Origin of the sequence: Paraliobacillus zengyii, from assembly GCF_003268595.1 — a bacterium.
Taxonomy (GTDB): domain Bacteria; phylum Bacillota; class Bacilli; order Bacillales; family Amphibacillaceae; genus Paraliobacillus_A; species Paraliobacillus_A zengyii.
Window position 1 is genome coordinate 3,032,783 of sequence record NZ_CP029797.1, and the last position, 16,027, is coordinate 3,048,809.

The 16,027-nt window shown below is 35.6% G+C and carries 14 protein-coding genes; 3 read left to right on the forward strand and 11 right to left on the reverse strand.

Features of this window, described 5'->3' with window-relative positions; genetic code table 11:
• Positions 1–44: 44 nt before the first annotated feature.
• Complete coding sequence (locus DM447_RS15165; protein ID WP_112182029.1) at positions 45–1,280, reverse strand: dicarboxylate/amino acid:cation symporter; 1,236 nt, start codon at positions 1,278–1,280, stop codon at positions 45–47.
• 274 nt (positions 1,281–1,554) lie between these two features.
• Between DM447_RS15165 and DM447_RS18715 the strand changes: the two genes are divergently transcribed.
• Positions 1,555–1,683, forward strand: a complete 129-nt coding sequence (locus tag DM447_RS18715) for a hypothetical protein (RefSeq protein ID WP_255421362.1) — start codon at positions 1,555–1,557, stop codon at positions 1,681–1,683.
• Positions 1,684–1,721: 38 nt separating this feature from the next.
• Here DM447_RS18715 and DM447_RS15170 read toward each other — a convergent pair whose 3' ends face one another.
• The gene (locus DM447_RS15170; protein WP_112182030.1) at positions 1,722–2,510 is read right to left on the reverse strand and encodes an SDR family oxidoreductase; all 789 of its coding nucleotides are present in this window, start codon (positions 2,508–2,510) and stop codon (positions 1,722–1,724) included.
• 376 nt (positions 2,511–2,886) lie between these two features.
• Here DM447_RS15170 and DM447_RS15175 point away from each other — a divergent pair, with 376 nt between their 5' ends.
• Entirely contained in the window at positions 2,887–3,270 is a 384-nt protein-coding gene (locus tag DM447_RS15175; protein ID WP_112182031.1) for a hypothetical protein, read from the forward strand.
• A gap of 47 nt (positions 3,271–3,317) precedes the next feature.
• On the opposite strand, the gene ggt is transcribed toward DM447_RS15175, so the two are convergent.
• Complete coding sequence (ggt, locus tag DM447_RS15180) at positions 3,318–4,958, reverse strand: gamma-glutamyltransferase (RefSeq protein WP_112182032.1); 1,641 nt, start codon at positions 4,956–4,958, stop codon at positions 3,318–3,320.
• 149 nt (positions 4,959–5,107) lie between these two features.
• Positions 5,108–7,792 carry a GTPase domain-containing protein gene (locus tag DM447_RS15185; RefSeq protein WP_112182033.1) on the reverse strand — a complete coding sequence of 895 codons (2,685 nt, stop codon included), beginning with the start codon at positions 7,790–7,792 and terminating at the stop codon, positions 5,108–5,110.
• Between the two features lie 456 nt (positions 7,793–8,248).
• On the opposite strand from DM447_RS15185, the gene DM447_RS15190 reads away from it, so the two are divergent.
• Positions 8,249–9,343, forward strand: coding sequence for an NAD(P)-dependent alcohol dehydrogenase (locus tag DM447_RS15190; RefSeq protein ID WP_112182034.1), 1,095 nt, complete (start codon positions 8,249–8,251; stop codon positions 9,341–9,343).
• A gap of 63 nt (positions 9,344–9,406) precedes the next feature.
• On the opposite strand, the gene DM447_RS15195 is transcribed toward DM447_RS15190, so the two are convergent.
• From DM447_RS15195 to nagA, 7 genes are all read right to left on the reverse strand, one after another.
• Positions 9,407–9,646 carry a Parvovirus coat protein VP1-like protein gene (locus DM447_RS15195; protein WP_112182035.1) on the reverse strand — a complete coding sequence of 80 codons (240 nt, stop codon included), beginning with the start codon at positions 9,644–9,646 and terminating at the stop codon, positions 9,407–9,409.
• A gap of 79 nt (positions 9,647–9,725) precedes the next feature.
• Positions 9,726–10,616 carry a 5'-nucleotidase gene (locus DM447_RS15200; RefSeq protein ID WP_112182036.1) on the reverse strand — a complete coding sequence of 297 codons (891 nt, stop codon included), beginning with the start codon at positions 10,614–10,616 and terminating at the stop codon, positions 9,726–9,728.
• 167 nt (positions 10,617–10,783) lie between these two features.
• Positions 10,784–11,809 (reverse strand): RpnC/YadD family protein, encoded by a 1,026-nt coding sequence (locus DM447_RS15205; RefSeq protein ID WP_112182037.1) that lies wholly within the window; start codon positions 11,807–11,809, stop codon positions 10,784–10,786.
• 124 nt (positions 11,810–11,933) lie between these two features.
• Positions 11,934–12,830 carry an N-acetylmuramic acid 6-phosphate etherase gene (gene murQ / locus DM447_RS15210; protein WP_112182038.1) on the reverse strand — a complete coding sequence of 299 codons (897 nt, stop codon included), beginning with the start codon at positions 12,828–12,830 and terminating at the stop codon, positions 11,934–11,936.
• A 25-nt stretch (positions 12,831–12,855) separates the two neighbouring features.
• On the reverse strand, positions 12,856–13,581 hold the full coding sequence (locus tag DM447_RS15215) for a GntR family transcriptional regulator (RefSeq protein WP_112182039.1): 726 nt from the start codon (positions 13,579–13,581) through the stop codon (positions 12,856–12,858).
• 79 nt (positions 13,582–13,660) lie between these two features.
• Positions 13,661–14,398 (reverse strand): glucosamine-6-phosphate deaminase, encoded by a 738-nt coding sequence (gene nagB / locus DM447_RS15220; protein WP_112182040.1) that lies wholly within the window; start codon positions 14,396–14,398, stop codon positions 13,661–13,663.
• A gap of 1 nt (position 14,399) precedes the next feature.
• A complete protein-coding gene (gene nagA / locus DM447_RS15225) occupies positions 14,400–15,569 on the reverse strand; it encodes an N-acetylglucosamine-6-phosphate deacetylase (RefSeq protein ID WP_199286620.1) in 1,170 nt (389 codons plus the stop codon).
• Between the last annotated feature and the right edge of the window lie 458 nt (positions 15,570–16,027).

Consider the following 16,027-nt stretch of genomic DNA (forward strand, 5'->3'; position numbering starts at 1 on the left):
ACGTACAGGTTTATTATTTCTAAAAGTAATTTATTAGGTTTTCACTATGAATTTTCGGATAAATTAGGTTCACTATCATATTTCTTTTCCGTTTCGGCTACGATGACAGCACATGCTGCGTCACCTGTAATGTTAAGTGAAGTACGAGCCATATCAAGTAAACGATCGATACCGATAATTAATGCTATTCCTTCAACAGGTAGGGATACTTGTTCTAGTACCATCGCTAACATGATGAGACCTACACCTGGAACTCCAGCTGTCCCAACACTAGCAAGTACAGCTGTTAGAACGACCATAATCAATTGTGCAAACGATAGTTCTGTTCCATAAACTTGAGCAATAAATATCGTTGCCACACCTTGCATAATAGCTGTGCCATCCATATTAATCGTAGCCCCTAATGATTGAACAAAGCTACTGATTGGTTTAGGTACACCTAATTTTTCCTGCGCAGTTTTCATTGAAATTGGTAGTGTTGAACTACTACTTGATGTACTAAATGCTACAGTCATAGCTGGGAAGAAATTCCTGAAAAATAAAATTGGATTCATCTTTCCAAGCAACATAATTGCTGAACCATACGTTACAATTCCATGAATTAATAAGGCAATTAAAACAACACTCATATAAGAGAACATGGCATCCAGCCCATCTAATCCCATTCTACCAACTGCTGATGCTAATAAACCAAATGCACCATATGGCGCAAATTTCATAATAATATTTACAAGAAACATCATAATATCGTTTCCTTGTTCTACTAATTTATAAATACCTTCTGATTTCTTACCGAGCACCGCTAAAGCAAAGCCTACAAAAACAGCAAACGTAATAATCTGTAACATATTTCCTTCTACCATTGATTGAATTGGATTAGTAGGGATAATACTTGTAAACGTTTCTACTACAGATGGCGCTTCAGTAGACTCATATTCAGCACCTGATGTATCGATTCCTGTATTTCCTGGTTTAAATAAGTAAGCTAACCCTATTGCGATTGAAATGGCAACAGTTGTTGTCGCTAAGAAAAAGCCCAGTGTTTTAGCACCAATTCGTCCTAACTTTTTTGGGTCACCTAAGGAAGCAGTTCCTAATGTGATCGAGAAGAAAACAATTGGAACAACTAGCATCTTAATTAAATTAAGAAAAACAGTACCCAGAGGACTAAATAGATAACTATCCAGCGTAGTAAATAAATCAGGGGCTGTAAAATGTAGTAGTATGCCAATCCCTAAACCAAGTATAAGACCAATAAATATTTTTTTCGTTAAACTCATCTTGCTAACCCCCTATATGATTAATCCTATTATTTAAGACTACTTATACTAATCGTCGACTCATTTTTAAAAGAATATAAAATACGCGACCTTATAATTGAAATATAAAATCAATCATTTGTCAATTTCAGACTATTAAAGATTAAATTGAAATAACTTAACTACTAGTGCAAAATAACACGAAAAGAGAAGAATGTTTTATTTAGTAAACGCTTACAATATGGTGTATAATAAAGTTATAGAAAATATTACCTTAATACAGGAGGGATCGACCATGATCATATTTGTTCTAGGCGCTTTACTTGTTGGTATCATAGGTGTATTTATAATGAGCTTGATGGTAGTTGCTAAAAGAGCTGATGAAATAAGTGAAGAAAGAAGACATATTATCCAGCATCCCTAAAACTCCGGGATGCTTTTTCTTTGAATCAACGTACTAGTTCATAACAAGGATTCTGCCCCATCAATATATACCTCTGTACCTGAAATATGACTTGCGGAATCTGACGCTAAGAAACAAACCAAATCCGCCACTTGAGCAGGAGCACCAGCTTTGTGTTCTAATGGCTGACTTCCATTTGGGTAATTAACCGGTATTTGAACTTTTTTGAGATTATCCTGCTCAGCAAACGTATTCTTTCCTATATTCGTTTCTATCGCACCTGGACAAATAATATTAACTCTAATCCTATAAGTAGCAAGCTCTAAAGCTGCCATCTTACCAAATGCAACCTGTCCTGCTTTACTGGAACTATAAGCTGACATCCCGATCCCAGAAAATGTTCTATTGCCATTAATAGAACTCGTGATAATAATACTACCACCCTTTTCTTTCATATGTGGAATAGCATACTTCACTGTGAGAAATGTACTTTTCAAATTTGTCGTCAGTGTTTGGTCCCATTCCTCAGGCATTATATCTTCAATAGGTGCAACCTTCCCATTTATTCCTGCATTAGCAAAAACTATATCGAGTCTTCCCCACTTACGCACAATTTCCTCGATACTACTTTTCACTCGCTCTGGGTCTGAAATATCTGTATCCGTTATGATTGCTTCTCCACCCGTAGCCTCAATTTCACTTTTGACCGCTTCTGCATTTTTTTCCTTTAAATCAACTAGGCCAATTTTTGCGCCTTCTTTGGCAAGTCGAATAGCAGCTGCTTTACCAATTCCAGAGCTAGCACCAGTAATGAACGCTACTTTTCCAGCTAATAATTTTTCTGTCATGATATAATACCTCTTTTTTTAGTTATTGTTTACAACAGATGTCTAACTATGTATATTCCTTAGACTAAAATCATGTATATTCGGCGAGACTAACAGTAAGAATACGTAAAGGAGAAGATTACATTGAAAGAAAATGATTTCCTCAAGGGACTAAGATGGGGGTTACTACTTTGTTTACCATTTTGGGGAATCGTTATTTTTTTAATACTAGCCATGCGTTAATTATTTCCTGTCCTATCCTTTTACTTGGAACTGAGTAAGAATAACTCCCTTTTTTCTAACATAAGGTGATATAATTGGATCAAGCCTTCTCATCTCTACTAGTAAGACTAAAGCAGTCATGTACTACTAATCCAGAAAGCGAGGAGAGTTTATGATGTCAGTGAAAAACAATGTAATTGATTTCAGCGACTATAAACGAAAAAGAAATGGATTAGATAGACCTATTTTTGATGAACCGACAAAGATTCACGTCGGAGATCCGAGTAATCCAGATACGTCCGCTACCTACATGGTAGTATGTAATTTTGTTCGGCATGATCGTCAATTTTTAGCACTAGAGTGTGAGAATAAATTAGAAAAACAGTGTGTTATTGTAGAAGGTATCTTAGAAAATGGCTCTTTGTCAAAAGTAATCCCTATTACAGAAGCGGAATACCCTGAAATGGAAGCACTATTCAAAAAGATTTTCTTGAAAATTAACAAAGAAACAGGTCAAAACAATAAACCTGCTTTACGATTAGCTACAAAAAGATTCTAATAAAAGAGAGAAGCAGGACATGTATCCCGCTTCTCTCTTTTTCTACTTCAATATCCAAGTGCTGCTCCATCTCCTCTAGGATCCGCAGCTCCAAATTTCACATGATTCTTTTGATTAACTAATATTGCTCCAGCATGACCCATTACATCAGAAAATGGCGGTACCATTTCGATATCATGTCCTTTTTGTCTTAGAGCAGCTATTGTTTTCTCGGAAAGACGTTTTTCTACCTTAAGTGAATTTGATTCCTCTCCCCACGTTCGGCCATAAAGCCATCTTGGTGCCTCGATCGCTTGTTGAAGATCAAATTGATAATCGACTATGCGCGTAACTAAAGCAGCCTGTGTTTGCGGTTGGCCTTCTCCACCCATTGTGCCGTAGACCAAGTGTGGTTTATTATTCTTTAGTAACATAGCTGGATTAAGTGTATGGAATGGTCTTTTATTTGGTGCTAAACCATGTATGTGGTTTTCATCAAGATTAAAGAAACTTCCTCTATTTTGTAGTAAGACTCCTGTTCCTTCAGGTATAATTCCTGAACCAAAATCATGATAGATACTTTGAATAATCGAAACGGCATTACCATCTGAATCAACAATACCAAACCAAACTGTATCCCCTTTTGGATCTAAGCTAGCCAGTTCCTTTGCCTTTTCCTCTTCCACAATGCCTCGTGCAATCTCTTCTCCATATTCTTTAGATAACAGCTGCTCTATCGGCGCCTCCATATACGCTGGATCCGTCACATATTGGTCTCTAGCCTCAAATGCCTTTTTCGTTGCTTCGACAATATAATGAATATACTGGTCTTCTCCTTCTTTTACCTTACTAAAATCAATTTGATTTAGCGTATTAAGAATCATAAGAGAAGCTAGACCTTGGGTATTTGGTGGTAGATTGATAGCTTTAAAACCACGATAATCTGTTTCGATTGGGTGCACCCATACCGCACGATGGTTAGCGAGGTCATCCTTCGATAATAACCCTCTATTCTTCTTCATATCGGCAACAATTTTATCAGCTATCTTTCCTTGATAAAACGCTGATACACCTTCATCTGCTATAGCCTTCAACGTTTTAGCTAAATCAGGTTGTTTAAAAACTTCTCCCGCTTGATAGATATCTTTACTCTCTTTAAGATATGTCTTTCTAAATCCATTAAACCTTTGTAGATAACGATTCTCCTGTTGTGTAGAGTCAATATTTGTTCTTGTCCATTTTTCCTGACTTGGTGTTACTGGAAAGCCCTTTTCCGCGTAATCAATCGAATCTTGTAACAGCTCCGACCACTTAAGCTCCGAGCCCATTTCATTTTTTGCGTATGTATAAACCTCATCCCAACCAGAAAGCGCGCCTGGAACTGTATTAGCAGCTTCATAGCCTCGTGAAGGAATACGATCATGTCCTTTTTCTTTATACCATTCAATCGTAGCATTTTCACTAGACTTCCCGCTTGCATTTAATCCTTTTGTTACGCCTGTTTTCGCATTATAAATAAGCCAGAAGTTATCCCCACCTAAACCGTTCATATGCGGGTAAACAACAGATAAGACAGATGCTGCTGTAATCGCTGCCTCAACAGCATTTCCTCCTTTTTGTAATGTTGCAATTGCTGCTTGTGAAGCTAAATAATGAGGTGTGGTCACCATGCCATTCATTCCCATAGTTGTTGGTCGATATGATTTCATCGTAATCAGCCTTTCATAATGCATTTGTTTTCTAACTTAAATCATACTATTGCTAATATTCTTTATTTTATAACAAATACGAATTAAATCAAGACAGGTACTACATAACACTAAAGAACCTCTCAAGAGACTTGAGAGGTTCTATGCATCTATTCTCTTCCAGCAACTGCCATCCAATCGTATTGACGTAGCTTTAATTCAAACAAGTTAAGTGGGTCACGGTAGATTTCTGGATTTTTTTGCATGCCAGTTAATGCTGCATTATTTTCCTCAATCTCCGTTTTTGTTTCCCCTAACGTTCTATTTAATACGGCAATTGGCTCCTTGAAAAACATACTAATATCTCGTTCTAGCGACCTCTCAAATAGTTCGAATTGTTGCATGAAATTATTCGTAATGGTTATCGTTGTCGCCTTATAGTCTTTATTTTCAATGTATTGCTTATATTTATTATGAAGCAATTCCTTTTGCGATAGTGCATCAAATAGCTTTCCAGCACCTTTTAATAAAAACTGTGATTGCGTAAAACGCATGAGAATATTATTTTTTTCAAGTTGAACACTTCCAAGTGTCATTCTATCTACATCACGACGCCAATCATCGATAACTTTAAAATCACAATTTAGAACGATCTTTTCTTCTCCATATAGTTGATTGAAACTTTCACTCATCTCATCTAAATAGGACTGATTTTCATTGAACGCCCCTTCACTTTCCACAATCCAACTTTGAATTGCCGCTCGAAAGTTTGGCATTGCGGTACCTTCTAAATAGGCAGTCACTTGTTTATTCATTTCATCATTTAGTTCGACATGTATTTTACCAAAATCACTATCTTTCGTGACCATCTTAGAACAATTTCGGAGGATTTCTGGTACTTTTTTCATTATATCTTTTTTCATTTCATTTTTAATCGTACTATAAGCGTGTTTTGTAACACGAACTTGATTCTCTTCCATATCACTTAATTGATTAAATGCGCCATTTAGCTTTGCGACAATTTCTTCATTCCATTTGATATGGTCAACGATATCATTTTCCATTTCTACGCGTTTTTCAAGCAGATAGGCAATTGATTCCTTCATATAATAAAGAAGACTATTTGATTGTGCATTTTGATTTTTCAAATTTAAGGATTGAACAAGCGTAGATAACTCATTGAATAACCCTGTAGTCTCTTCATTTTCGTAAAAAGTAAATATTTTTGCACCTGGAAAATATTTTGTAATTCTTGTCGTTGTTTGTTCCACTATCTCATTATCTATTAAATTGTCTTTCTTACTTAATAGAAAATGAATTGGCATTGTTGGAATGCGTTCGCCTATTCTGATAACTGTATCCAACTCTTTCCCTGTTAGAGAAGTATCAGCGTCAAGGACAAATAGGATACTATCGGCTACATGCATATCTCTAAATCGCTCACCCTTACCCACAAGCAATCCAAGCTTATTTTCATTTAGAAAGGAATGTGGCATATCGCAACGAATAAACGTATCCTTCTGTTTTGAAAAATCTTTCAAATCACTCAAATCAGTAATGTTTTTAATCTCTTCATCTGAAATCGCCTGAATATCCGTTTCTTTAGCATCTTTAAAAAGTATGGTAGCTGCGCTTGCATGGTCTACGAGTTCATCACCTAATAACCTATTTACAAAAACAGACTTTTTACTACTTGCTGTTCCGGCAACAAGTAAGTGGTGATGATCAACATCCAATAGCTCACTAACCATCGCTTCCATTCGCTTACTAACAGATAAACTCTTACTGTCAGCCCATTTCCTAATCGATTCAAAGAGGTCTAAAGCATCACTTAAAAGCCTCGGATAGGTTCCAGCATTACGCACCAAATTTTCCGCCTCATTGACTACAGAATCTTCAAGATCCGAAGGGAAAACCTCGTTCCAAGCAAGTACAGCAGCTGACGCAACCAAAGCGTCTGATTCAGTAGATAATTTGATCCAATTTGTTAAATGATTTGCTATTAAATAAGAGAACTCCCTTATTACATACTGCCCGTTTATCAATGAAAAATAGGTTTCTTTATATAGGAGAGAAAGATCTTTCCAAATAAGCCCATACTCTGGTGCAGTATCCAAAATCAAGTCATTGATCTCTTTTAGCCAAGTGAAGTAATAATCTGTTTCCCTATAGCTCTTCCATAGTGCAGCAGTAAGACTTTCAAAACGAACATGATCGCTATTGTAGACCACCATCAAGACATCACTAAAATAGCCTGGCTCCATTTGAGCTGTATGTCCTTGTCTTATATACGATTCTAAAGAGTCTACCCAAACAGGTGATTGCGTTCGAATAACTTCATCAACCGCAAGCGCTACTGCATTATCATAATCATGATTTTCCTCAAAGAAAGTACGAGCAGTATTCGTGACATCTGCATCGTCTGGGTTTAGACGTACCGCTTTCTTTATTGTTTCTGTTGCCATATCAAGCTTCCCCTGTTGTATGTAAAGTGCCATTAATTGCAAGAATACTTCTATTTTCAAAATATCTGAATCCGTTTCAATTTCTTTATAATTCTCCTCAGCAATAGAGAATGCATGCATTTCATAATGCGCATCGGCAATATTTAATTGTGCCCAAGATTGTAACTCATTTGATACATTTTTCCATTTATAAATAGCCGTTTCAAAGTCTTTATTCAAGAAGTAAACTTCACCCTGAGCAAAGCGAATCGAAGCTAAATCGTCCGTCTCATTCTGTTGAGCTATCCTATATTGTTCACCCAAAACCTTAATTGGATGTTCCTCTTCATTGCTTTCCATAAGCGTCTTATAAAAAGATTTACTGATCAGTTGTTTCTCTAGTGTTGTCATTTAAATCCCCCATAGCACGTATTTAGAAATGTGCATCTTCATTTTGCACATATACATTATCGATGTCTTAAAAGTCCATTTTTCTACTTTCTTTCATTGTAACAAATATTATGTTTGTACATTGTTTCATTTTCTTATCATTTTTAATACATGCTTAATGAGCAGATTATTTAGAGGATAATCCGCTGTTTAGTTAATACATAATCAATGGTTAGAGAACTCATATGTTTCAAATCATAATAGATTTCATCAGAAATGATTAGATATCCTTACAGACTATTCATCCTAAAAGATCAAGTTGAATTAATTGAAGCGCTTTCAAATGGTGTGTTAACATTGTATTATACTAGAAAAGGAGGTATGGATTTCATTTAATCGTAAATCAGATGGTTACAATAGTAGATTCTAGTAAAATTCACAGACAAACTTTTCAAAATAATAACTGGAGGGAATTTAATGGAAATTAAAGCAATTGTTACAAATGAAGAAGAACATTTTAATTATACGACGATAGCATTGGATGATCCTGGTGAGAATCAAGTGTTAGTAAAAGTTGTTGCTTCTGGTATTTGTCATACTGATGCTACGGTGCTCGATGGATCCATACCAACACCTTATCCGGCTGTTTTAGGACATGAAGGTTCTGGAATAGTCGAAAAAGTAGGTAGTAATGTAAAAAGTGTAGTAAAAGGGGACCACGTTGTCTTAGGATTTTCCTATTGTGGTCATTGCGAAGGTTGTTTAAGCGGAAATCCCGGTGGATGTGAAAACATGATCGCGTTAAATACTTCTGGTACAGATGAGAACGGAGAAACACCACTTCATTCAACAGAAGGAAAAGACATATCGCAATTTTTTGGTCAGTCGTCTTTTGCACATTATTCTGTAGCTGATGAAAAAAATGTTGTTAAAGTTTCAAAAGATGTAGATTTAAAACTATTAGGTCCTTTAGGTTGCGGAATTATGACAGGTAGCGGTACAATCCTTAATTCTTTAGCACCAAAACCAGGATCTAGCATTGTTATTTATGGTACTGGTGCCGTTGGTTTAAGTGGTTTAATGGCTGCGAAGATTAGTAACTGTTCTACAATCATTGCAGTTGATATTCATGATAGTCGTTTAGAGTTGGCGCGTGAATTAGGCGCAACACACACTATTAATAGTACAAAAGAAGATCCAGTTGAAAAAATTAACAAAATTACGAATGGTGGCGCCAATTATGGATTCGAAACCACTGGTGTCAACACCGTAATTGTTCAAGCCGTAAAATCTTTACGTGTTAAAGGGGTACTGGCCTCAGTAGCAGTAGGTAAAAAAGATGTGACATTGGATTATACAAGCGATGTGGTTTTTAAAGCCGTAACGATAAAAGGTGTCATAGAGGGCGATGCTGTTCCACAAACGTTTATACCAAAACTAGTGAAATTCTATCAAGATGGGCTCTTCCCATTCGATAAACTAGTGAAATTATACAAATACACAGATGTGAAACAAGCATTTGAAGACTCGAAGAATGGTAGTACGATTAAACCAATACTTGTTATGGAATAAGGGACTTTATTTTATAAACTGTTAGCTTTTGTTAAAGCTAACAGTTTTTTATGATGAAAAATATTAGTACCTATTGCGTTTATTTCCGATAACTCTATTCATAAATCTAGCATCTCTCCCTATTTTATTAGGTTGATTTGCTAATCGACTCGTTTGTCTTAAGAAGATATCATCACACACTTTTTGACCATATCTTCGGTAACAAGCATCATGTTCTATACAAATTGCATCTAATCGATTAACCGGCGTACCAGGACCGCTGCAACCAGGACCACAATAACGATAACCAGGATAACAAGGCATACCAGATTCCTCCATTTCATATTTTATAATATTATATGGGAACGGAGAGAGAACGACTGTGTGTGCAACTTACTGCTATTTATTTATTTTTGTAGGGTACTCTGGCTGATGGAATGTTTTTTGATAAATGAACTTCCTGATCATCAAAGAAGATATGCGCTCCAAATGCTTCTAGAATCTTTTCTTTTGAAGCCCCTCCAAGAAAAAATGCCTCGTCAATTCGAATATCCCATGATCTTAAAGTGCGAATAACACGTTCGTGGGCATGCAAATTCCGAGCTGTGACTAAAGCTGTTCGAATCGTCTTTTCATCTGATCCAAACTCTTTTTGCAGGAATACCAAAGTCTTTAATAATTTAGCGAAAGGCCCTTCTGGTAATGGATTTTTCGCATTATTCCTTTCATGTTCCTCAAATGCTTCTAATCCCTTTTCTTTATAGATTTTTTCCGATTCATCAGAGAACAGAACTGCATCGCCGTCAAAAGCAATTCTTATTTCTTTCAATGTTGATTCGTGATAAGAAGTATCATTTTGATAGATTAAGCCTGCCGCTACTCCAGCATTAATTGCTTCTTGAACATCTGATTCATCTGCCGAAAGAAATAAGTCGACATCAAAAGCATTTAAATAAGGTACTAATGATGCACCACTTGTTAAAGCAGCCCTTTGAATATCTAAATCATATTCTTTAAACGAATTAAATATACGAAGACTTGTATCAGGGTTATTACGAGACATTATAACTACTTCTGTTTTCCTTTCTCCTTCGGTCACTTCATTTAACTTTAAAATGCCTTTAATAAGACTAAAACCTAATCCAGGTTCTAATTTCTTATCCTCATGTTCAATTTGATAATTGGAATAAGCTTCTACCCCATCCTTTTCATATATCTCATTTTCTTTTCTAAGATCGAATAAAGCTCTAGAAGATATACCAATAACTAAGTACTCAGAAAAATTGAAAGCCATTTATCTATCTCTCTCCTCTACTTTAAATCTATACTAGATTCGATTATTACTTTAAATAATGAAACTATCAATTAATTATAGCATGTTACAAAAAAGCCTTGCAGCGATTACTCTCCACAAGACTCATCAGACACCATTATATTTCAAGAAGTTGTTGAACCTAAAAATTATTTCAAGTACTCTCTTACTTCATCTATATTTTTGAAATTATCTATATGGTCGATAACCAATTCTAATGTCTCGATTTCTTGTTCATTTAACTTTTTCTCCATCTCATCTGGAAGGGGAGCTACAAATTTTGTGATTAATCGAATAGCAACAGCTGCAAGTGCCTCTGTTTTTCCTTCGATCTTGCCTTCTATCTTTCCTTCTATCTTTCCTTCTATTTTTCCTTCTATTTTTCCTTCGATCTTTCCTGCTTCCCTTCCTTCACGCAAACCTTTATCACGCCAGGAGTTAGGCAGTTTTTTCACGAATTCCTCTAGACTTTCATCTTTGGATTCTCGCAAACTTTCCATTAGAATTTCCTCCTCTGTTTGATTTAGACTCATATACGACTCAAAAAAGCCGAATATTAATTCCATTTTGGCTGGATTCAGTTCCATTCTCGCTAACATACGTAAGAATTCCTTTTTCACTTGTATTCTCTCTGTCTGTTTATAACCCATTTTACTTAATAATGCCGCTGCGATCGGATTATCAGACGTTAAAAAAGTACGCCAATTATGTTTCTTTAATTCAACTTTTAAAAATTGGAAAGTTAATACATGGTGAAAAGGAAATGTCATTTCAAAAACGTCTGGTTCATCTCGAATCGCATCATAGGTAAATAGTGCAATTGGAAGGATTGGTTTTCTATATTTAGTATACAACAAACTGAAGTATTGAAACATTCTTTCATCAAAATTTTCTTGCGGATAACTCTGTGATTCTACATGTATAATGAGTAGTGTATCCTGTTCTTTCCATGTTGCTTCCATCACCATATCTGCTTGGCGTCTTTCTCCATGAATTAAATCAGTAAATACTTCATCTGCTAGGGGCTTTAAGGATGAGAAATCTAGTTGTTGGTGAATCTCGGGGAAAAATAGCGATATAAATTCTTCGAAAAATGTACCGATCAACTGCTTGAACAACTGATCGTGGTCCATGTATATAGGCCTATCTTCATGAACTGTTAATAACGCTGGCAATCATAATCACCACCCTTTCATATAGTTACTATAAGTATACATCAAAGGAGCATACAAATAAAGAACTAATGTTCGTTTTTTCCGGATCGTTTCATTTCAGAAAGTGACTAAACAGGCAGGATTACTAGAAGAAATCATGTAATGCCTTTTTCAAGTGTCCGTTTGATTCTCGTAAATATTTGTCCGCTTGTTCAACACTTGCATCTGTCATACTTATAAAAATAGCCTTTTTCAAATCATTTCTTGTTTTTTTCATAAGTTCTTTTGCTTCAGGTTCTGATATATCTGTAATCGCCATTAAAGATTGCTCAGCGCGTTTGACTAACTTTTTATTGATAAGTTGTACTTCTACCATTTGATTTTGATAGACTTTTCCGAGTCGAATCATTGTAGCTGTAGACAACATGTTGATAATCGTCTTTTGCGCTGTACCTGCCTTCAACCGAGTTGAGCCGCGTATAACCTCAGGACCAACCACAGCTTCAATTGCGCAATCACTTATAGCAGAAGCAGCTGCTTCATGATTACAACTTATCGCTATCGTCACCGCGTCCACCTCATTCGCATAATTGATTGCCGCCAGTGCAAATGCGGTTGATCCACTAGCAGTTATTCCGATCACAACATCACGCGAATTTAATTTATACTGTTCTAATTCCTTCATAACCTTAGCGCTCTCATCTTCATGCTGTTCAAGTGGATGCCACATCGCCTCATAACCTCCAGCAACAATCGCTATCCAACGATCTGCTGAAACGGAAAAGGTAGGTCCTAGCTCGACCGCATCAAGTACACCAATTCTCCCACTTGTTCCAGCCCCAACAACAAATACACGTCCACCTTTGTTCCATTGGGAGACGATTAAATCAACAGCACGTGCTATATGAGGTAAACAGGACTTTACGCCTTGATATATCACGCGGTCTTCTTCAAGCATTAATGTAACAATATCCATTGCATCCATTTCATCTATCGCTAAACTGTTTTCATTAACCGATTCCGTAATAGGTATTTTTTTCATTGCATTCACCCCGATACATAGAAATTTAAAGCCTCGTTAATTCAATCATAAACTTGTATCTATCTGCACGATAAGAGGATTTGACCACTTCAACTATTGTGCCGTCTTCAAGACTAGTTGCACGCTGAATTAACATAATCGGTGAATGTTCTGGAATTTTTAAGTATTCCACTTCTTCATTGTTTACAATAGCTGCCTCAATTTCTTGCGTGCCTTTAGCAATTTTCAAAAGAAGTTTCTCTTCCATATATTCATATAGAGATTGTTGTACGATTTCCTCTGTTAAGCCTTTTACTTTATTTGCAGAAATATAAGTACGCTCCAGTGCCATTGGTTCTTCTTCAGCTAAACGAATTCGTTTTATTTCATAGACCGGACCATGTTCTTGAATTCCCAACTGATTTGCTAGTTTGCTGTCAGCAGGAATAATCTCAAAGCTGATTAACTTACTACTTGCTTTCATACCTCTTGATTTCATATCCTCAGAAAAGCTAGTTAGTCCTTGTAAACTTTGTTCTAACTTTTTTTCCTTAATAAATGTTCCTTTGCCTTTTACACGATAAAGATAACGCTCATTTACTAGATTCACAATTGCCTGGCGTATTGTCATTCTACTTACGTTATACTTATCAGCATATTCACGTTCAGATGGAATCATATCACCTGGTTTTAAATCACCTTTTTCTATTAATTGTTTAATATGTTGCTCTAGTTGGTGATAGATTGGAACGGGTGAATTTTTATCAATCATTCTCGGTTACCCCTTTCAAACGTGCAAACAATCTATTCATTTGATCCAATGAATAGATTATCTCTTTAAATAGCCTTATTTAATTAACATTAGCATACTGCAATGCTTCTTCATCTGCAACAATCGTTACATTTGGATGATGGTGCAATGCAGAGGCTGGAAACGACGGATCCCATTTTTCATCCTTTAGTAATCTTGTAAGTGCATCACTCTTTTTTTTGCCAGATACTAATAGTAATATTTCTTTACTTTGCAATATGGTGCTAATTCCCATCGTAATTGCATGCGTAGGTACTTCCTCTAGACTATTAAAAAACCTTGCATTTGCAGTACGCGTCATGTCAGTCAACGTTTCTACATGTGTTCTAGTATCAAATTTCGTTCCTGGCTCATTAAATCCAATATGACCGTTACTTCCTAATCCAAGCAACTGTAGGTCAATTCCACCTTGATTTTTGATTTTATTCTCATAAAGCATACACTCATCATTTAAATTGTTAGCTAAACCATTCGGAATATGGGTTTGTTCTTTCGGTAAATGAATAGGATCGAATAGCTGCGTTTCCATAAAACGATAATAGCTAGTTGGATCAGTTGGACCGACACCTACATATTCATCTAAATTAAACGTTGTTACGTGCTGGTAATCCGTTTTATTCTGCTGATAATCATCTATCATATATTGATACGTTTCAATTGGTGTACTTCCAGTAGCTAAACCTAGCGTGAGTTTGTCTGATGACTTGATACGCTTTAATAGTAGTTCTGTAGCAATTCTGCTCATATCGCTATAATCCGTTGCCGTAATAAGTTTCATTTTATATCTCCTTCTTATATGCAAGTGCGCCTCGACATAGCGTCATAGTAATATCCAACTGTTCATCCAGAATGACGATATCAGCATCTTTACCAGTTGAAATACTGCCTTTTCGATTATACACGTTTAATTCTTTTGCCGGTGTCGTTGAGGACATCTTAATTGCATCTTCTATTTCACAATTAGTGAAAGTAATGATATTTTTAAATGCTTGTGCCATAGTTAGTACACTACCTGCTAACGTGCCATCTGCAAGTGTTGCTTTACCATCTATAACCGTTACTTGTTGTCCACCTAGATCATAACTTCCATTTTTTAAACACTTTGCCCGCATCGCATCTGTTATTAATAGTAATCGATCTGCCGTTTTTTGTTGGTAAGCTAATTTGATTGCCTCCGGTTCAACATGAATACCATCTGCGATTATTTCGGTTATTAATTCTTCTCTAAGTAAGGCTGCGCCAACAACACCAATTTCGCGATGATGGAATTCACGCATTTGATTAAATAAATGTGTGACATGCGTTAGACCAGCTGTAATTGCTTGATCAACTTCTTTAAGCGTCGCATCCGAATGACCAATAGAAGCAATAACATTTGATTCTTTCAAATAATTAATCAGTGCATTTGCGCCAGCTTTTTCAGGGGCTAATGTCACTAGTTTAATCGTATCATTCGCAATAGTTTGCCATTTTTTAAATAACGCTAGGTTAGGATCAATCACATGTTCAACTGGCTGTGCGCCAGCTCTTTTTCGATTGATAAAAGGACCTTCTAAGTGCACACCTAATATCTCAGCTTGCCCTGATGATTGTTGGTTCTTTATAAAGTCACCTGCATTACTTAATGCATTTTCTATTGATGATTGCTCTTGGGTAATGGTTGTCGCCAAAAAACTGGTTGTCCCTTCAGATGGAAGAGAAGTGACAATGGTTTGCAAACTTTCTTTCGTTGCATCCATTGTATCTGCACCGTTAACACCATGAATATGAACATCAATCATTCCAGGAATTGCTTTTGAATGATCTGGTAATCTTATTAATTCAAACCCCTCATGATTTGTAAGTTTATCCATATCTTCCACTTCGGTTATTGTTCCATTAACTACTTTAATATAACCATTTTCGATCTTGCCATTATCTGTGTAAACTTCCAAATTGGTAAGTAGCATATTATGATTATTCAATTTCTCACCGCCAGTAATTTTTAATATATAAATAATGATATCACCATAATGTATAGTTGTCTAGTTAACTAAAGCAATTAGTTAAAAATATTAAATACCACTTATTTGTATAGACAATTTTAGTTAAGATTAGTTAAAATAAAATCACTAATAAACGTTTGATTAATAAGGTTTAACACATTAAATTATAATTTTAGTAATATTATATCACAATGAAAATTGGTATAGACAACTATATCACATTTATGCTGATATCTATGTACTTGATTACATTAACTAAGTGAAAGGTTCACACTAATAGTAAAATTTAATATTACTCCCAAAGTAATTTTTATACTTCTTACAAGGATCATCATCAATAACTTTATAATCTTTTTATTTTCAAAAGTAAAATAAGAAGCGTATAATTTTATTAGTAAACAACTATTCTTTAAAAAGGAGTC